The 17,300-nt window shown below is 44.7% G+C and carries 16 protein-coding genes; 7 read left to right on the top strand and 9 right to left on the bottom strand.

What is annotated here, in order from left to right; translation table 11 throughout:
- Positions 1-147 precede the first annotated feature (147 nt).
- Positions 148-1,077, top strand: coding sequence for an aromatic amino acid DMT transporter YddG (gene yddG, locus AB4486_RS09610; RefSeq protein ID WP_229647750.1), 930 nt, complete (start codon positions 148-150; stop codon positions 1,075-1,077).
- Positions 1,078-1,116: 39 nt separating this feature from the next.
- Here yddG and AB4486_RS09615 read toward each other — a convergent pair whose 3' ends face one another.
- On the bottom strand, positions 1,117-2,013 hold the full coding sequence (locus AB4486_RS09615; RefSeq protein WP_372117019.1) for a cation diffusion facilitator family transporter: 897 nt from the start codon (positions 2,011-2,013) through the stop codon (positions 1,117-1,119).
- A gap of 288 nt (positions 2,014-2,301) precedes the next feature.
- Here AB4486_RS09615 and AB4486_RS09620 point away from each other — a divergent pair, with 288 nt between their 5' ends.
- The gene (locus AB4486_RS09620) at positions 2,302-2,652 is read left to right on the top strand and encodes a hypothetical protein (RefSeq protein WP_017060899.1); all 351 of its coding nucleotides are present in this window, start codon (positions 2,302-2,304) and stop codon (positions 2,650-2,652) included.
- 57 nt (positions 2,653-2,709) lie between these two features.
- Here AB4486_RS09620 and AB4486_RS09625 read toward each other — a convergent pair whose 3' ends face one another.
- Positions 2,710-3,588, bottom strand: coding sequence for a LysR family transcriptional regulator (locus AB4486_RS09625; RefSeq protein ID WP_016797108.1), 879 nt, complete (start codon positions 3,586-3,588; stop codon positions 2,710-2,712).
- A 161-nt stretch (positions 3,589-3,749) separates the two neighbouring features.
- On the opposite strand from AB4486_RS09625, the gene AB4486_RS09630 reads away from it, so the two are divergent.
- From AB4486_RS09630 to AB4486_RS09640, 3 genes are all read left to right on the top strand, one after another.
- The gene (locus tag AB4486_RS09630; protein ID WP_017064785.1) at positions 3,750-4,349 is read left to right on the top strand and encodes a class I SAM-dependent methyltransferase; all 600 of its coding nucleotides are present in this window, start codon (positions 3,750-3,752) and stop codon (positions 4,347-4,349) included.
- A 354-nt stretch (positions 4,350-4,703) separates the two neighbouring features.
- Positions 4,704-6,269: a YjjI family glycine radical enzyme gene (locus AB4486_RS09635; protein ID WP_372117020.1), complete on the top strand. Its 1,566-nt coding sequence runs from the start codon at positions 4,704-4,706 to the stop codon at positions 6,267-6,269.
- Between the two features lie 43 nt (positions 6,270-6,312).
- Complete coding sequence (locus tag AB4486_RS09640; protein ID WP_017060896.1) at positions 6,313-7,227, top strand: YjjW family glycine radical enzyme activase; 915 nt, start codon at positions 6,313-6,315, stop codon at positions 7,225-7,227.
- A 75-nt stretch (positions 7,228-7,302) separates the two neighbouring features.
- Here AB4486_RS09640 and AB4486_RS09645 read toward each other — a convergent pair whose 3' ends face one another.
- The 5 genes from AB4486_RS09645 to yccS form a co-directional block, all read right to left on the bottom strand.
- Positions 7,303-8,214, bottom strand: coding sequence for a LysR family transcriptional regulator (locus tag AB4486_RS09645; protein ID WP_372058275.1), 912 nt, complete (start codon positions 8,212-8,214; stop codon positions 7,303-7,305).
- A gap of 75 nt (positions 8,215-8,289) precedes the next feature.
- The gene (locus AB4486_RS09650) at positions 8,290-9,552 is read right to left on the bottom strand and encodes a hydroxymethylglutaryl-CoA reductase (protein WP_029235254.1); all 1,263 of its coding nucleotides are present in this window, start codon (positions 9,550-9,552) and stop codon (positions 8,290-8,292) included.
- A gap of 161 nt (positions 9,553-9,713) precedes the next feature.
- Entirely contained in the window at positions 9,714-10,034 is a 321-nt protein-coding gene (locus tag AB4486_RS09655; protein ID WP_102332914.1) for a hypothetical protein, read from the bottom strand.
- A gap of 121 nt (positions 10,035-10,155) precedes the next feature.
- The gene (locus AB4486_RS09660; protein ID WP_372058273.1) at positions 10,156-10,341 is read right to left on the bottom strand and encodes a hypothetical protein; all 186 of its coding nucleotides are present in this window, start codon (positions 10,339-10,341) and stop codon (positions 10,156-10,158) included.
- Positions 10,342-10,673: 332 nt separating this feature from the next.
- The gene (gene yccS / locus AB4486_RS09665) at positions 10,674-12,857 is read right to left on the bottom strand and encodes a YccS family putative transporter (RefSeq protein WP_017060891.1); all 2,184 of its coding nucleotides are present in this window, start codon (positions 12,855-12,857) and stop codon (positions 10,674-10,676) included.
- Positions 12,858-13,034: 177 nt separating this feature from the next.
- Between yccS and helD the strand changes: the two genes are divergently transcribed.
- Both helD and AB4486_RS09675 read left to right on the top strand, forming a co-directional pair.
- On the top strand, positions 13,035-15,110 hold the full coding sequence (gene helD, locus AB4486_RS09670; RefSeq protein ID WP_372100269.1) for a DNA helicase IV: 2,076 nt from the start codon (positions 13,035-13,037) through the stop codon (positions 15,108-15,110).
- A gap of 87 nt (positions 15,111-15,197) precedes the next feature.
- The gene (locus tag AB4486_RS09675) at positions 15,198-15,548 is read left to right on the top strand and encodes a VOC family protein (RefSeq protein WP_017060889.1); all 351 of its coding nucleotides are present in this window, start codon (positions 15,198-15,200) and stop codon (positions 15,546-15,548) included.
- 120 nt (positions 15,549-15,668) lie between these two features.
- Here AB4486_RS09675 and AB4486_RS09680 read toward each other — a convergent pair whose 3' ends face one another.
- Both AB4486_RS09680 and torT read right to left on the bottom strand, forming a co-directional pair.
- Positions 15,669-16,124 carry a methylglyoxal synthase gene (locus AB4486_RS09680; RefSeq protein ID WP_017060888.1) on the bottom strand — a complete coding sequence of 152 codons (456 nt, stop codon included), beginning with the start codon at positions 16,122-16,124 and terminating at the stop codon, positions 15,669-15,671.
- Positions 16,125-16,184: 60 nt separating this feature from the next.
- Positions 16,185-17,213: a TMAO reductase system periplasmic protein TorT gene (torT, locus tag AB4486_RS09685; RefSeq protein WP_029235253.1), complete on the bottom strand. Its 1,029-nt coding sequence runs from the start codon at positions 17,211-17,213 to the stop codon at positions 16,185-16,187.
- Positions 17,214-17,300 lie beyond the last annotated feature (87 nt).

Genomic DNA, 17,300 nt, shown 5'->3' on the forward strand with positions numbered 1-17,300 from the left:
ATGATTTGTTAATTGATTGATGCTTCGTAGATTGATAGATACTTTGTAAACAAAGTGTTGATGGCCGAGTACGAAAATGTACTCGGCCAATTATTTTGAACTTGGTTTTACCATAGAGTGACCATCAAAACAGATAAAGGAAAAGGTGTGCTGAAATCTCATCGTTATAGCTGCTACGGTATTATCGCCATTTTACTATGGAGCTGCTTGATTGCTCTGTCTCGTAGCGTCTCAGAACAGCTAGGTCCAATTGGTGGTGCGGCCAGTCTTTATACGGTGAGTTCGCTGTTGTTGGTCTGTGTTATGGGGCTACCTAAGTTTTCACGCTTTTCTAAGTCTTACTTGCTGATTGGCGGCGCCTTGTTCGTTTGTTATGAGATCTTCTTGGCTTTGGCGTTGGGAATGGCGAACAGCCGACATCAAGCGATAGAGATGGCGGTAATCAACTATCTATGGCCGGCACTGACGGTGTTATTTGCGGTGCTGCTGAGCGACAAGAAGATTAACTGGCTGGTTTATCCAAGTATCTTCTTGGCATTCTTTGGTGTGGCTTGGAGCATCAGCGGTGACCAAGGTCTCTCTGTCGACCAAATTGCTGCCAACATTGCGACCAACCCTAAAACCTATTCTATGGCGTTTTTCGGTGCGATTATTTGGGCTGTTTACTGTAACTACACCCAGCGTGTCGCGAAAGGGCAGAATGCGATTGTACTTTTCTTTATCGCTACGGCGATCACTCTGTGGATCAAATACGCATTGAGTGATGAAACCGGCATGGTGATGACAACGAGTGCGGCGATTGATTTAGCGCTAGCTGGCGCTTGCATGGGGGCAGGCTACGCACTTTGGAACACGGCGATTCTTGGTGGCAACATGGTGTTTTTGGCAACCATGTCGTACTTTACGCCAATCTTCGCGACACTACTTTCCTCGGTGATTTTGGGCTTGTCATTGACCATGACGTTTTGGCAGGGCGTATGTATGGTAACCGTTGGTTCACTGGCTTGCTGGTGGGTAACAAGAGAAAAGCCGACGGCAAAGGCGTCGGCTTCTATAAAGGTTCAATCTCAGTCTTAATTTGCGCTTATGTTCCAGCGTTATTTGCTAGGTGAAAACTTAGCTCGCGACATTGAGGTTCAATTGAAGCTCATATGGCATCTTCGATAGGCGTCGCTTAAGTTGGCGGCGCGTACGTTCAATATCATCGACCGCAATCGCTTGTTGGTCGTTGGTATGAATATCAACATTGATTCGTAATTCTGGACCAACCTTAGTCACACCCATCAGCTCTAAATCTTGATCCGCTTCTTTGTCTACCGCGACAACGTTCTTATCTACCGCATCACAAATATCTTTGTTTGCCGACATCATAAGCAGTTCGCGCATCGCCTCACGTAACATGTCGAAAGGCACTTTGATGAAGTAGAAAGACATTAGCAACATCATCATTGGGTCGGCATACACTGCGTATTCTGCAAGCGGAGAAAAAGTAATTAACCAAGCCGCTACGAAACCCGCGGTTACCGCTACACTCAGTAGCGTATCCATTTGCCACTGTTTAGACTCAGCCTGAATCAGACCTGAAGAAATACGTTTACTCTTATTCGCGATGTACCACCAAGCGTAACCACAACCCAGTACGTTGAAAATACCAAACAGAGTTGCGATAGAAGCATCAACTTCACGGCCACCCGTCATTAGGGCACCAATCGCAGAGTAAAGTGAATAACCAACCACAAGAAGAATCACAACGGCTTTAATCGCAATCACAATCGGCTCGATGATAGCTCGACCAAACGGGAACTCAGTGTCCGAAGGGCGATTGATGTATTTCGACGCAGCTAGTGACAATAAAGTTAACAGTAAGCTGATAAGAGAATAGACACCGTCAAACACTATGACCAGAGAGCCAACGAGAAGACCCAACACCAATCCGCCAATTGCGAAGCCTGATGCTAAAAGGGCTGAGAACAATAGTACTCGATTTTCGTTTTGGCTTTTCCTGTCACACATAATATTTTCCAGATGTTTTTGATAACTTCATTGTTCTAATAATGAGCTAACTTTACAAACTTTATCTGATGATGTTTATATGTCTTATTTAATTCGAACATATAAATCAATAAAATTCAGTTACTTAAGATCAGGGTGTGGTGTCAATAAAGTTGACGTTGAGTGTTTTTTGGTGATGGTGTGCAACTGAAATAGGATCGTTTATGATTAATAAAACACATTAGTCGCTAAGGTCTTATTGGTCTTCTAGATTTGACTGCGACTGCGATGGACAAGGAGTGAATCAATATGAAGTTTGACGATATCAGTGATAATGAGTTGTGGGCGATTGCTAACCCGATCATGGATAATCTGATGGATGGTTCAACTAAGGTTGATCATGAACAGCACTGTCGAGATTTTACTCAAAGGATGAAAGACATTGTTACGCCAGAATATTTAGAAAAGGTGTGTCACCATTATCAGCACAGTAATGGCTTTTTTGCTGAGCGTGAGCAAGTTGCTTTATTTAGACGTTCAGACTCCATCGCCTTTGTGTGGAAACAAGCTTACACCATCGCCAAAGGTGAGTTTGTCGCTGAAATGGTATTGGTTGAAGAAGACGGACGCTATTTAGTGGATCACGTGATGGTCTTTTAGGAGTAGTGCTGTTTGTGGTTTTTCCCTTTGTTATCGACGATAAGCAATAAGCGCGAGCTAGAAATCAAACAAATAATCACTAAGCTGGTCGGCCAACCAATTCATTCCTGGGTGCTCTGCCATGCCAGCCGCGGTAAACATACAGTAGTCTTCTTGTGTTAAACCGTAGGTGTGTTTGATCACGGCAAGCTCTTGTTCACGCAGTAAATGGCGAATCAATGGCTCAGGCATTACGCCCCATGCTTCTTCACGTAGAATCGTATCCAACATAAAGTCGAAGCTAGAGAAGCCAATGTAACGACGCGAGAAGGGCTCAAGCTCAGGATTATCCTTTTCATTAAGATAAACCATGGTTGCTTGCATCGAATTTCTCAGTACTTCATCAGACACTCGTCGCATCGCACTCAAATCATGTCCTTTCTTACATACAGACATCATTCGAATCTTACCAAGCGGGTTGTAGATAATTCTTGGGTCATCGACGCGTTCGTAATCGACACCAAATGCGAAGTCGACTTGCTGAGTTTCAACTAGGTTAGCTAAGTCACCGCTCGATGCGAGAACGAAGTTGAATGAGGTAGAAGGGTACTTGTTATTTAAGGCGTGAGATAAGTCCTGCCACATTTCATCGGGTAGGGAGTCATCTCGTGCTATCCAAATTTCTGCGTTGAATTCGCCCGAAACATGCAAGCAGGTTTGTTTAATACGCGCGGCTGTCACCAACATGCCTTCGCAATCTTTGTAAATCGCTTTACCCGCTTCTGAAAGCTCAACGTGGTTTCCGCTGCGGACGAACAGCTCGACATCTAACTCTTTTTCCAAGGCTTTAATCGACATGCTGAGTTTGGTTCGGTTGCATTCTAACTGGCGTGCAGCTTCAGAAACTGATCCTAAATCAGCAACGGAACAAAAGGCTTGGACTTGAGAAAGGTTCATTTCATTTCCATATTGAGCGGGGGTTGGTGCATATTATCTGAATATTGTGCTGACTATCTTAGAAATAGTCCATCTTTGCATGATAACTCTATGACGAATTGACTAATTTGGTTTACTCTGGGGAAGTTCCGAACCTACAAGAAGTAAAGATGGAGGCCATGATGGCGAAACAATGGGACGAATACGCCGTTGATTGGGATAAAGATCCCGCAACTGCAGTATTCGCACAATCCGTATTTGACCAGTTAACACAGCTCGTTGATTTAAACGGAACCCGTGTCCTTGATTTTGGTTGTGGTACAGGACTACTCAGCCAGAAAATATCTCCTTTAGCAAAAGAGATCATCGCACTTGATATCTCTGAAGGGATGATTGAAGAGTTAGATAAGAAAGAGTTACCTAACGTTGAACCGGTAGTTGATATTTTATCGCGCGGACTTGCAGCGCAGCATCCAGCATTCAGAAACCAGTTTGACCTAGTGGTAGCCTCTTCGGTGTGTGGTTTTATCCCGAACCTACAAGACACAGTCAGTCTGATTTACACGCTGCTTGAAAACGACGGTACGTTTGTACACTGGGATTGGTACTTGGAAAGCGACAGTGAAGACTACGGTGTAAGCCAACAGCGCTCAGAAAATGTATTGAGTGCAGCGGGCTTTGCAGTAGTTGAAGTCTCTACACCGTTCTCGATTGACACTCCACAAGGAGAGTTAAAGGTATTAATGGGTGTTGGACGTAAACAAGCGCTTCCAGATCTGTAATCGTGTGTATGCCTTGAGCTAGCATTCAGAATGCTCATTTAAACTACTAAACCCACATTAACGACTCTAACGTTAGTTATGTGGGTTTTCTCTTTTTGGCGCTATCGTTTTAAACAGAACGAATTAGCGCTTTCTCATTTCTTCACTACTAACTCTGGTTTCTCTATTTCTCTATTTCTCTATTTCTCTATTTCTCTATTTCTCTGTTTCTCATCTCGCTCATAGAACACTCAACACCGCTAATTTACAAATTATTTATTTCCATTTTGGAAATGTAGTCTTGCATACATTTCATTAGTGGAAATATAACGGTGAGATATAAAATAAGCCCATAACAACACTAAGGGTTTAATCATGAGCCACCAATCTGCGTCATCTACTTCTTCACCACTTTCAGAGCAACAACAACGCTTTAGCAATATCATTTCAGATGCCAACCTGTCACCAAAACAGAAGTCGAGCTATCTTGCCTTAGAAGCTGAAGCCAGCTTACCGTATATGCCGGTAAGCAAAGAAGTAGAGCAAGCCTTACAACAAGGTGTGCTGTGTGACATGTTTGAAGGGCACGCCCCATTTAAGCCGCGCTATGTACTTCCAGATTATTCTAAATACTTACATCAAGGCTCAGAGTATTTAGAGCTTAGCGCGGCAACCAACTTCGATGAAGCATTGAACATGCTTACCATCCTTTACCACCATGTTCCGTCTGTCACTTCAATTCCGGTTTACCTAGGTCAGTTGGATGATGTGTTGATGCCTTTCGTGGGCGACTTAACAGAAGAGCAGGTATACCAAAAGATTAAGCTGTTCTGGATCATGTTGGATCGCACACTGCCAGACGCCTTTATGCATGTGAATATCGGCCCGACAGACAACATTATCTGCCGTACGATTTTACGTGTAGACGCTGAATTGAAGCAGATCGCGCCAAACTTAACCTTTATGTACGACCCAGCCGTGACACCTGATGATCTACTTCGTCATGCGGCGAGCAACATCTGTGAATGCAGTAAACCACATATTGCAAACTATCCAGCGCATGCCGAGGCTTACGGCGATAAGCGTTTTGGTATTGTGAGCTGCTACAACTCTCTGCCGTTAGCGGGTGGTTCAAACACCTTGGTGCGTATGAACCTTAAGCAAGTGGCGTTGAAGTCTGAGGACAGTGCTGATTTCTTACAACAAGTATTGCCGAACTACAGTGGCATCATGGTTGAGTTGATGAACGTTCGAAGCCGCTTCTTGCATGAAGAGTCTAACTTCTTCGAAGGCTTCTTAACCAAAGAAGGTTTGATCGAAGAGGATCGCTTTGCGCCAATGTTTGGTATTTACGGCATGGCGGAAGCAGTCAACATCTTGTTGGAGAAAGAAGGTCAAGCAGGGCGTTATGGTCACGATGAACTGGCGAATCAGCTTGGTCATCGTATCTCTGAAAAGCTGGCTGAGATCGTTGAACGCTCTGAAGTGAAATATGGATTAGAAGGTAAAGCTCTGCTGCATGCTCAAGGCGGTATTAGCTTAGATGAAGATGTGACGCCGGGTGTCCGTATTCCTTATGGTACCGAACCGGATCCTGTCTCTTACGTTCGTGCAACCGCGGGTCACCATAAGTTCTACACCTCGGGCATCAGTGACATTCTGACCATCGACGAAACAGTGAAATCTAACCCTGAAGCGATGTTTAACCTGTGTAAAGGCGCGATTCAAGCGGGTTACCGAGAGTTCACGGCTAACGTTGCATCAAATGATTTGGTTCGTGTCACGGGTTACATGATTAAGCTATCTGACATTGCCAAATATGACGAGCAAGGCTCACGCACCAATACCACCTTTTTAGGTGCCGAAGCTGCGAAGAACACGGGCATATTAGAGCGTAAACCACGCGTGGTGAGTTTAGAGATGTCGCCGACATACGAATAGCTTTAATGTGTGTTATGCGTTTCGAATACGAACAATGTGAATTATGAAAATTTCTGATCTAACAACTCAAATGGCTAGGGTTAAAAATAATAAGACAGAAAAACAAGCGAAGGTCAGCCGTGTGCTGACCTTTTCTTGTGTTGACGGCCCGGGAAACCGCTTGGTGCTGTTTCTTCAGGGCTGCAACTTTGACTGTATTACTTGCCACAACCCACACACAATTAATCACTGTAACCATTGTGGTGACTGCATTAGCGGCTGTCCGAGCAGTGCTCTGAGTCTTATTGATGGCAAAGTGAAGTGGGACCCAGCAGCCTGTACGAATTGCGATCAGTGCATTGATGTCTGCGATCATAAGTCGAGCCCGAAAATTACCACAATGACGGTCTCAGAGGTTCTGGAGCTTGTCAGGCATAATCAGTTTTTCTTGAGTGGCATTACCGTTTCTGGCGGTGAAGCGACCATGCAGTTGCCGTTTATCATAGAGCTGTTTCAAGCGATTAAACGTGATTCACAGTTAGCGCATCTCACGTGTTTTATTGATAGTAATGGTTCGCTGTCACTTCAAGGGTGGGACAAGGTGTTGCCTTATCTTGATGGCGCGATGATTGACCTAAAATCATGGCAATCGGAAACACATCAATGGTTAGTGGGTAGAGGTAATCATAGGGTGTTTGAAACCATTAACTACTTAGCAGATAAAGGAAAACTGCACGAAGTTAGGTTGCTACATATCCCAAATAAAAGCGATCTTGAGGACGAAATTGAACAAGTGGGGCGTTACTTGAAGACTCTACCAAGTGATATTCGAATTCGGCTGAATGCGTTTCAGCATCATGGTGTCATTGGCGACGCGTTAGATTGGCCGAAATGCACCGAAAAACAGATGCAGAGCTTTCACGATAAGCTCTACACCATAGTTCAAAGACCGATGCAAACTCCTGAGGTTTATACCTAGTCTTTAGATTTCTTAGGCGGTCAATCAGGCTTCTAAGAACGTTAACTTTCTAAAGATATTAAGTCTCTAAAAATATTAAGCTTCTAAAAACAGGTCACACAACCATTTGATCGCTTGATCATTCATGTTGGGTTTATTCCACACCAAGCTGTACGCCACCTTACCGTAATCAAAAGGCAAGGGCTTGCTCACTAAGCCCTGAGCTTGTTTAGCATGCTCAGCCCACTGTTTAGAGCAAGTGAACAGGAAAGGTGTGTGGTGACACAACACAGCCGCAGCGCCGAAGTCCGCGACCGATATTGCCATCTCTCTTGGTTGGTGGCATTGAACCAAGTTTTGTTCAAAGTAAGGCTGAGACAGTTCGTTATCTAAAATCCCAATGTGCTTGTAATCTAAGTAGCCTTCCACTGTCAGTTCTTGCTGAGCGAGAGGGTTGTGTGCGCCCATCAAACAAACCATTTCATCTGGAAGAATTGTTTCCCAAACCAGCTCTTTGTTATCGGTCGGCGGCTGAGATATATCATGAGGCAACAAGATCAAATTGACCTTGCCACTGAGTAAAGCATCGAAGCCGAGCTGTTGTTTCGAATAGATGTTGAGCTTCGCGCTTGGCGCGAGCTCAGTGGTAATTTTACTGATCTTTGAGGCAAATACTTCGAAAGTACTTTCACGCATCGAAAGTGAAAAACTGCCTTGGTACTCTTGAGGGGTAAAACTCTTTTGATGAAGCAGTCCATTCATGCTTGAAAGAATTGCGTGAACAGTGGGCGCTATCTTCAGAGCAAAGGGAGTCGGGATAAGCTTGGTACCATCTCGATAGAAAAGCTCATCATTCAGGATGTCACGCAACTGAGACAGGGTTTTGCTTACACTCGAAGGGCTGACACAGAGTTGCTCTGAGGTCTGAGTGACGCTGTGAGTGTTCAGCATAATATGCAGCGCAGTGAGGTGCTTAAGGCTCACCCTAGATAAGTGTAAGTAATCCATTTATGACTCACGCATTCAGGTTGGCTTGTGATTTTGCATGAACGACAAAACCGAACAAGCCAAATTGGATAAAGGTTATTTACGAGCTAGCTTATGGTGCGCTCGTGAAAAGTGGCCTGCGCAAAATGCGCCCACAATCGATAGTTCACCCGCTAAACACAGTGCAGCACAAACTTCAGCTAGGGCTTGTGATTTACCGTTACCATGCAGCCCAAGTAAATCTAAACAGGCTTTTTGACTTGGCAAGCCAGTACCACCGCCGACAGTCCCCACCATTAGGTTAGGCAGTGTCACGCTAGCGTATAAACCGCCTTCTTTGTTGAGTTCCATACGCGTCATACCAATCGCTGACTCTGCGACACAGGCCGCGTCTTGGCCACAAGCGATATAGAGTGCCGCCAACGCATTCGCATAATGGGCATTGATACCGATAGTACCACTCAAAGCGCCACCGACTGTGGTCATTTGGCCAAACTGGACCATCTTCTCTGGTGTCGTGTGTAGGTACTTCGCGACAAGCTCTGCAGGGATATTAACCTCAGCAGTTACCTTTTTGCCACGAACGCTGCGCAAGGTTTGGGTATTGGCTTTCTTATCGCCTGACAAGTTGCCATCAAGGAAAGCGTGGTCAGGCTTAACTGGCGTATTTTCGATGATGTACTCAAACACGGCATTGGTTGCGATGGTCACCATATTCTGACCAGAAGCGTCTCCGGTTAGAAATTCGAACACCAAGTAAACATGGTTACCTTCGATGTTGATATTAATGTCGGTCAGCTTGCCGTGTGATGTTGTTGATTCTGCCAAGATCTTGAACTGGTCATACTGAGTCACAGCCCAAGCCACAAACTGTCCGGCTTCAACTAATCCTTGAAATGCAAAGCCAGGAGTACGTGTTACGCCTTCATTGAGCAACATAGCACTTGCGCCACCACAAGCCGTAATCAGCTTAGAACCACGGTTATAAGACGCGACAAGCGCAGCTTCTGTGGTCGCGAGTGGTACGAGGTAATCGCCCGTAGCAAATAGGCCATTGACTCTTAAAGGGCCAGATATTCCCACAGGGACTTTAACGGTGCCAATAAAGTGCTCAATGTTTTTCTCATAAGCTTGGAACTGACTTTGTGTATGAGGGTCGAGCAGTTCTTGCTGTGAATCTGCATTATCGAGCGCTGTCCAGCGACGTGTGAGATTCTTTTCTGTCAGGTAGGGGCTAGGTGTCAGCTTATTTACTGGCTTTTCAAAATGAGGCTGAAGCTTTTTTTCTAATTCGTCTGCGGAGATGTCGCCTCCTAAAATAGAAACATAGTCACGGCGATGCAGATTTAGTTTTGGCATAAATAGTATGAAGTAAAGTTTGTGCAGCAAATTGGTTTGCGCTGATTCTACCGAGTAATAAACCAGAAACAAGCGCCTGATATAATGAGTTACAGTTTGTGTGGTTGTTGAAGCAAAAAGCAGCGAAGTTTCGCGAAATATAGGCTGTATTTGAGCGAAATTTAGATATGAATGTCGAGAAGGCTACCGATGACTTCGTTTTGACGATCAACCACACTTGCACCAACGCGGTTATAACTTGCGCTTTGTGTCAGTTTAATCAAGGAATCGGTTGAAGATGAAGCAGGTTCAGGTTCTTTGTCTTTAAAGGAAATGGCTTGTTCAGGCTCTATTTGATTAAAGCTGAGATCGCTAGCTTCGAAAGTGTCGTCGGATTCTAGAGCGTGTTTGGAGGCTTGGTTGAGCTCGATTGCGGCTTCTTCAGCCATGTTGGTGGATTGCTGAATAATGGCGTAACCAGATTGAATACCAGATATCGACATATCAGAACCTTTTATTGACGTATGGAATGAGTCTAGGCGGACGATATTTTGAGCGCAATGATGAACAGATGAAATTTACGGTAAAAATGTGAACTTAAGCTAAAATAGTGATGTCTGTCTATTAACTGAACAGGTCATTTAGCGCGTTTAACTCTTCATCAGTAAGCAAAGAAAGCTTCTCTGTTTCGAGGTTGCCGTCGATCTCACCCTGAAGTGCTTTTAATTGTTGTGGGCTAAGAAGCTGTATTTGCTGCTTAAATGCTTCAAATTGCTGTGTATTCATAGTGTGACCTTTGTTCAAATTCATATGCTCTTTAGAGCATAGCCTACTGATTCAGGAAATCAAACAAGATTAAGTGAATTTTAAATGATGTTTGAAGTTTCTTGAAACTAAGACAACTATAAATTCCTGTGGTCGTTTTTTGTCCGAGAAATGTTAGGAAAAGTTAAGGCTTGGTCAATCAAAGTCAGAAAATTCCTACAATGTAAAAACGCCTTCAACCCTTGTGGCACAAGGGTAGGTAAGTAATTTCTCTACCCAATTAGGGGTATGGGTAAAGCAATGTATAAATATTTGTGATGATCAAAAGATAAGCAATTGGCGTTATCTTTTTGTTTTTACGGTATTTTGTTTGTTGCTCAAGAAGCTTCTGTTTCAAACGACTTGTCGATCTTAACCTTAACTGCAAACTTGGTCGCTAAGGTATGCAGTTCTGGAAGCATGCGATAGATCAAATGGAGCTGTTGTAGAACCATTTTGACAGAATTCTCATCTTCTTCTCGCCATTCACTCAAACGTTTATCCAGCTCCGGGTCATAAGCGTTTTTCACTTCACAATGCTCTTTATGAGAATAGAGCTGATCATTTAGAGCGTCGAGATGCTGGTGGATTACTCTGTGCGCATCTAGCACCAGTTTGTGTGTCGCTTCATCATCAATACGCGTTCTGTGAGCACCCAGAGCCGAGATATAGCTAAGCAGAGCATGATTGAGTGTTAAGAATCGGAAGCTCTCATCTTCAGAGGTACGGTACTTACCCGGTTCAACCAACATGCTACTGATGGCGGCAGTCAGGTTTGCGTCATTATTATGAGCGCTACGACGAGCGATACGATAGTTTAGGCTATCTTTCTTACCGACACGGTATTGGCCGATGATCTGAGCGAGATAGTTCTTGTTGGAATCGAGCGCATCCGCCATCACTTTGTGCAGTCGCTTCGATTGCCAATCAGGCAACACATAAATGACAGCAAGCACGGCGAGAGCACAACCAATAAAGGTATCCGCTAACCTTGGCAATACTACCGCGTAGCCTTCACCTAATTGGTTAAAGCAGAAGAGCACAAGCAGTGTGATAAAGCCGGTCGCAAACCCGTAGTTATTGATTCGAAACGCAAAGAACATCACGCCACTGATCACAATGAACACTAATTGGCTCTCTTGCGACGGGAAGAAAGTCAGTAACGGTACTCCGATCAATAAGCCTGCGACCGTGCCAATGACACGCGCCGTCAGTTTTTGACGGGTTGCACTGTAGTTTGGCTGACACACAAACAGTGTCGTCAGTAGAATCCAATAACCTCGTTCGATATCAAAACCCTGGATAATCCCGTAGCCCAGCGTCAAAGTGATCGCCATGCGAATCGCGTGGCGGAATAGCATAGAATCGGTGTGCAAGTTAGCTTTGATCTTGTGCCACATTGCCGTCAAAGTATGAGGGTTGGTATCGTCCAATACACCTTCTTCAATCTTCTCTGCATCTGGGTTGCTGATATTCGAGAGCTGTTTTTCAACGGTTGCTAGGTTATTGAATAAGTAATCCAACTGGTTCAGCAGTGATTTCCATTTAGGATTATTCTGTTGGTGCAGATGATTGAGCGAAGACATCAGCTCATCGAGTGCCAATACAGACTTGTCACCATGCTGGTATTCAGCGCCAACTTTCAACGAGCTCGCCACTTCTTTACACGCAGTGGCCTGCGCTTCCAGTAGATACTTAAATCTAAACAACACGTCAGAGCGCTCAAAGTGTTTTGCTAGCTCTTGATAGCGATAGTGGCTAGAGCTGACGCGTTCATGAATATCTTGTGCGATGAAGTAGGTGTTAAGAAATCGGTCACTAGGGCCGTCAATGTGTCCGCGCTTAGAGCGATTAAGCAGCGTCGCTTTACACATGTTGAGTGCGTTAACGGTACTCGCGTTGAGTTTGGCTTCAATGATTCGGTGTGGCTGGGGAATCAAGTCAGAAACGGGGTAGAAGAGTTCCGCTTTTGAATCGATGTAGTTACCGATTTGATCGAATACCGTGGCTAAGTTTTGCTGCACGGGTTGCATTGGCCACACTATCTGCCAAATCATCGACATGAAGTAGTACCAAGCGGCGCCAGTTAACAGTAGAAGCGGTTGAAACCAAAGGTTGGTGCTCTCGTGTGCACCAAGCATGGTATAGATGGCAACCAAGAGAGAACCAAACGCGATACTCGCGTATTTAGGGCCAATTGCCCCGAGAATGATAAAAGAGAAGGTTGAAACAAAAAGCCCTATCGCGAACAGCCAAGGCGTATCGAAGAGAAGCTCAATAGAGAAAGCCGCAACGGCGAAACAGATAAAGGTCAGCGTGAGTGCTTTCAAGCGCCCGGTAAAGCTGTCATCACTTTCCGCAAGAGCCGCAGCAATAACGCCTAAGATCAAAGGCGTGATCAGTGTGTTTTGTCCATAATACCAAGCAGGCACCACCACGCCGAGTAGAGTGATGAGAATTAATACGCTGTAATTTATGGTTTTATTCGCCCAATAGAGGCGTAATTTGGCTGAAAAGTCCACAGTCGCTCACTTGACACACTAAAAACCATAATCCTAACAGAAATCAAGCACAAGAATTTGATACTTATCCATAATTGCCCGTAGGTGGTCATGAAAGCGTCGATAAGATATGAGATATTATTAATTCTCATTGCATCATGATATAAATTCAATATTCCCAATTAAGAGCACACTCCAATGCAGCTAAGCGCTAACAAGACTGCACAGTTTTTTATTCAAAATGAATATCATCAGGTTGAACTTGATGGTCCACGCTTGCTGTTATCTTCAGTAGGCAGTGAAGAGCGTATCCCATTTACTATTTGGAGTGGCAAGATCGCGATAAAGCGCGGATTGTTCTGGGGATCGCTACAATTTTTTGCTAATCAACAAGATGGAACACAGCGCAGTTGGTTAGTACAAGGCTTACCTTGGGATCAATGCCGTCAATTTGCACGCGCGTCAGTTAGTGCTTATCAGAAGTGGCACGACACTCAATGTGAACAATTGGCTGAACACGTACCTCAGTGGGAAGCTGAATTAACACGTCTTGAGCAATTACCAGCCTTTCTACCGCATTCTAAGGTCAACACTTGGGTTGATATGGTCAACTTAGGCTTAGAGAGTATGACAATGACGCTAGAAGAGGCCGCACAACGCATGCCAAACCGCATCGCAAGAATGCAGTCATGGTTATCTGAAACGGAAATCAAGCAAGCTGAAAGAAACCAGCAATGGCTAGAGACCGAGCGAAAAAACTGGGAAGTGTTGTTTGCGCAATGTGAGTCGTCACCACTGAACTTATCGCAGCAATATGCGGTGTTGATGAATGATGATCACAACCTTATTTTAGCGGGTGCAGGCTCGGGTAAAACCAGTGTTCTAACGGCTCGCGTCGCGTATTTACTGCAAAGCCATCAAGCTCAAGCTGAAGAGTTGCTATTGCTCGCTTTTGGTCGTGAAGCGGCAGAAGAGATGAAGCAACGTCTCGACAGCAAAATTGGTTTATCAGCAGAGAAGGTGCAAGTCAGCACTTTCCACCAGTTGGGTTTAAAGATACTGAATCAAGTTGAACCCGAACGTGTGGTTATTTCTCCTTTAGCGCTCGATGACAACCAACGCCAAGCATGGTGCATTGATTGGTTGAAGAAGCACTGGATGACACCGACCAACTTTAAACGTTGGCAAAAGCATTTGTCTAAATGGCCAATCGCTTATTTAACCGGTGACGATGAGCTTGGTAGCCACGTTTCAAACCTCAAATTGATCGGTTGGCTTGAAAAGCAGCTAGAACAGTTGAATGCGTCGGGTTTAACCAAAAAAGAAGTACAGCAACAGCTGATTGATCACCGAGACTATGCGCGCCTCAACAGCGAGCTTTCACTGTGTTGGCCATGTGTAACCGCGTGGCAAAAGGAGCTGAAAGAACAGAATCATATCGACTTCTCAATCATGATCAGCCGAGCGACTCAGTATGTCGAGAAGGGCAAGTTTATCTCACCTTGGAAGTTCATCATGATCGATGAATACCAAGATATCTCACCTGATCGTCTTGCCTTGGTTGAAGCACTGTGTAATCAGTCTAAAGCCGAGCATCAAGCCTCTATTTTTGCAGTAGGCGATGACTGGCAGTCGATTTACCAGTTTGCAGGTGCGGATGTGGATTTGACCACGGGCTTTAAGGATCGTTTTGAAAGCTCGACCATTCATCACCTAGATACGACTTACCGCTTTAACAATCAGTTAGGTGCGGTGGCTAATCGCTTTGTACAAGAAAACCCAATTCAGATTCCGAAAGAACTGAACAGCTTCAAGCAACAGAAGCAGAAGGCGGTGTACAGTGCGCCAAGCAAAGAAGTTGAGAAGATTCTTGATCAACTGAACCGTCAATCCAAAGGCAAAACCAATAAATCGGTGTTGCTACTTGGACGTAATCATTACCACAAGCCAGAGTTGTTGGAAGACTGGAAGAAGATCTTCACTTCCATTGATATCAAGTTCATGACTTGCCACGGCAGTAAAGGTAAAGAGGCGGACTTTGTCATTATTCTTTGTGTTGACGAAGGACAGTTCCCGACCAAGAAGAAACAGCTGCATATTGATGGCGCATTGACTGAATCATCAGACGCGTTCCCTTATGCTGAAGAGCGTCGTTTATTCTATGTAGCAATGACGCGGGCAAAAGAGAAAGTATGGATCACGCACAGTGGCGACGGCTCTGGCTTTGTGCAGGAGCTGCATGGTTCTGATTACCCAGTTGTTCGTAAAAAGTGATGTTACTTGACTTGATTGTCTAAGATTAGATCTTCAATCCCTGCCCTAATATCACAAGTCAGACGCATAAAGCATAAGGAATTTGCTATGGAACACGGCTCTATTAACTACATTGAATTTGCTGCGAAAGACATCTCAGCAACTAAGGCGTTTTTCAGCCAAGTGTTTGGTTGGAGCTTTGAAGACTATGGCCCTGAGTATTCTGCTTTTGAAGGCAAAGGCTTAATGGGCGGCTTCTATTTGGCGGATCTGGCGTCGAATACGGATAATGGCGCGGCGCTGATGGTTTTTTATAGCCAAGATCTTGAGCAAACCGAGCGCGATGTAATTGATGCTGGTGGTCAGATAAACCGTGAGATCTTTAGCTTTCCCGGCGGCAGACGTTTCCATTTCAGAGAGCCAAGTGGCAACGAGATGGCAGTGTGGAGCGATAAATAGAGAGACTCTCGCACTGTTTTATGATTGAACTGTTTAATGTCTGAAAACGAGACATAAAAAAGCCTGCGATAAAATGCAGGCTTTTTAGTCTGTTCAGTAGAGAGCACATTTAACGTGCGATTACGTGCGCTCAGCTAGGTACGCTTCGTAGTCTGGGATCTCGATGATTACTTCTTCTTCAAGCAGTGAAGAGTTAAACAAGAAATTAGCGGTAGCGCGGTTAGTGGCCACAGGAATGTTCCAAACACTTGCGATACGAAGCAGTGCTTTTACGTCTGGGTCATGTGGTACAGCATTAAGTGGATCCCAGAAGAAAATCAGCATATCGATCTTGCCTTCAGAGATAAGCGCGCCAAGTTGTTGGTCACCGCCCATAGGGCCGCTGATCATGCTCTTGATTGCTAAGTCTGTCTCTTTACTTAGTAAAGAACCAGTCGTGCCCGTTGCGTAAAGGAAGTGCTTTTGTAGTTTTTCTTTGTTCTCTTTGACCCATCTTAGTAGCTCAGGTTTGAAGTGGTCATGAGCGACCAAAGCGATATGCTTATGTGTTGGCATAGTGCGCGTCGTTTTTTGCATGAATGTTCCCTAAATTGTTGTTTCGTTTTTATTGTTTTGAGTTCTTCAGCCAATATAGCACTAAGGATTCACACTGAATACCGGACGAAACTCAGAAGGTGACAATGAGTCGGCGATAATTTGATCTTTGAGAGTTGCAGGTGTCAGCGCTTCGATAATCGGTGCGCTGTGTTGCTCGTAAGGTTGACCGCGTAAGTAACTCGTGGCTTGTTTTACCGACAAGCGACCTTGCTCAACCATTTTATCGGTTGGCGCAAAAAGTACCTTGTTACGAAGTAAACCACGGTAGGTTCCGTGACTTAAGTAACTCGAAATTAACCCAATCTCTTCGGTTTTATCGGCCGCTCGTAGCTCACTGATCGCTGCTTCAATCGCGACGGCACTTCCGACTATATATTGGATATCCGGTTCCTCGATCACCTGTTGTACTAGGTTTCTTTGCAGTTCTTTATCGTTATCTGCCCAATAGCTGATCGCGATTTTGATATCACTCGACTTGATCGCATCATAAAACCCCAGTGCCACAGGCTTAGTGCCGCCACTTGCTTGTGGACCAAGTAACAGGGCGATAGGTGTTTCGCCTGATCCTTTCGGGTGTCGTTTCGACAAAAAATCTCCGACTTGGTATCCCATTTGGTACCAATCGACACCGACCGTACCTTTTAATACCTTCTGTTGTTCTTCATTGACGGTTAACTCATTTACCGTAGCAAACACAGGCGTCGAGCCAACCCAATCGCTGAGATTGTCATGATACGCATCGGGTGAAACCGTACCTAAAATAATGGCATCGGCTCCCCATTGCGTGCAAAGCACCAGTTGCGAGGCTTGTTTGGCCACGTTGGGGTAACCGCCAGCTTCCAATACTCTTAGCTCAACTTGCTGCTTTTCTGCTTCAGAGATCATTCCATAGTTTACCGACAACCAATAAGAGTCTTTGAGGTGCGGATAAATGGCACAGATTTTCTCTTTTTGTGATGTGGCATTGGCGGGTTTTATTGGGCTCAAAGGCTCACTAGCACCTGCGACAGTAGTCACTGAGGCCAGTAGTGAGAGAAGAATTATTGAAGCGAAAGGTCTAGATAGCATGAATTGCCGTTTTGTTGGTTTTAGATAAGAAACACTGCAAAATATAGCGTATTCTGCATGGGTAAAGAAGAACGTTTTAAGGTTTAG

Source organism: Vibrio sp. 10N.222.55.C6 (assembly GCF_041473395.1).
Lineage (GTDB): Bacteria > Pseudomonadota > Gammaproteobacteria > Enterobacterales > Vibrionaceae > Vibrio > Vibrio crassostreae_C.

Coding starts and splice junctions, on each gene's coding strand:
- AB4486_RS09615 (WP_372117019.1), bottom strand. CDS start 2,013: ATGTGTGACAGGAAAAGCCAAAACGAAAATCGAGTACTATTGTTCTCA.
- AB4486_RS09620 (WP_017060899.1), top strand. CDS start 2,302: ATGAAGTTTGACGATATCAGTGATAATGAGTTGTGGGCGATTGCTAAC.
- AB4486_RS09625 (WP_016797108.1), bottom strand. CDS start 3,588: ATGAACCTTTCTCAAGTCCAAGCCTTTTGTTCCGTTGCTGATTTAGGA.
- AB4486_RS09630 (WP_017064785.1), top strand. CDS start 3,750: ATGGCGAAACAATGGGACGAATACGCCGTTGATTGGGATAAAGATCCC.
- AB4486_RS09635 (WP_372117020.1), top strand. CDS start 4,704: ATGAGCCACCAATCTGCGTCATCTACTTCTTCACCACTTTCAGAGCAA.
- AB4486_RS09640 (WP_017060896.1), top strand. CDS start 6,313: ATGAAAATTTCTGATCTAACAACTCAAATGGCTAGGGTTAAAAATAAT.
- AB4486_RS09645 (WP_372058275.1), bottom strand. CDS start 8,214: ATGGATTACTTACACTTATCTAGGGTGAGCCTTAAGCACCTCACTGCG.
- AB4486_RS09650 (WP_029235254.1), bottom strand. CDS start 9,552: ATGCCAAAACTAAATCTGCATCGCCGTGACTATGTTTCTATTTTAGGA.
- AB4486_RS09655 (WP_102332914.1), bottom strand. CDS start 10,034: ATGTCGATATCTGGTATTCAATCTGGTTACGCCATTATTCAGCAATCC.
- AB4486_RS09660 (WP_372058273.1), bottom strand. CDS start 10,341: ATGAATTTGAACAAAGGTCACACTATGAATACACAGCAATTTGAAGCA.
- helD (WP_372100269.1), top strand. CDS start 13,035: ATGCAGCTAAGCGCTAACAAGACTGCACAGTTTTTTATTCAAAATGAA.
- AB4486_RS09675 (WP_017060889.1), top strand. CDS start 15,198: ATGGAACACGGCTCTATTAACTACATTGAATTTGCTGCGAAAGACATC.
- AB4486_RS09680 (WP_017060888.1), bottom strand. CDS start 16,124: ATGCAAAAAACGACGCGCACTATGCCAACACATAAGCATATCGCTTTG.
- torT (WP_029235253.1), bottom strand. CDS start 17,213: ATGCTATCTAGACCTTTCGCTTCAATAATTCTTCTCTCACTACTGGCC.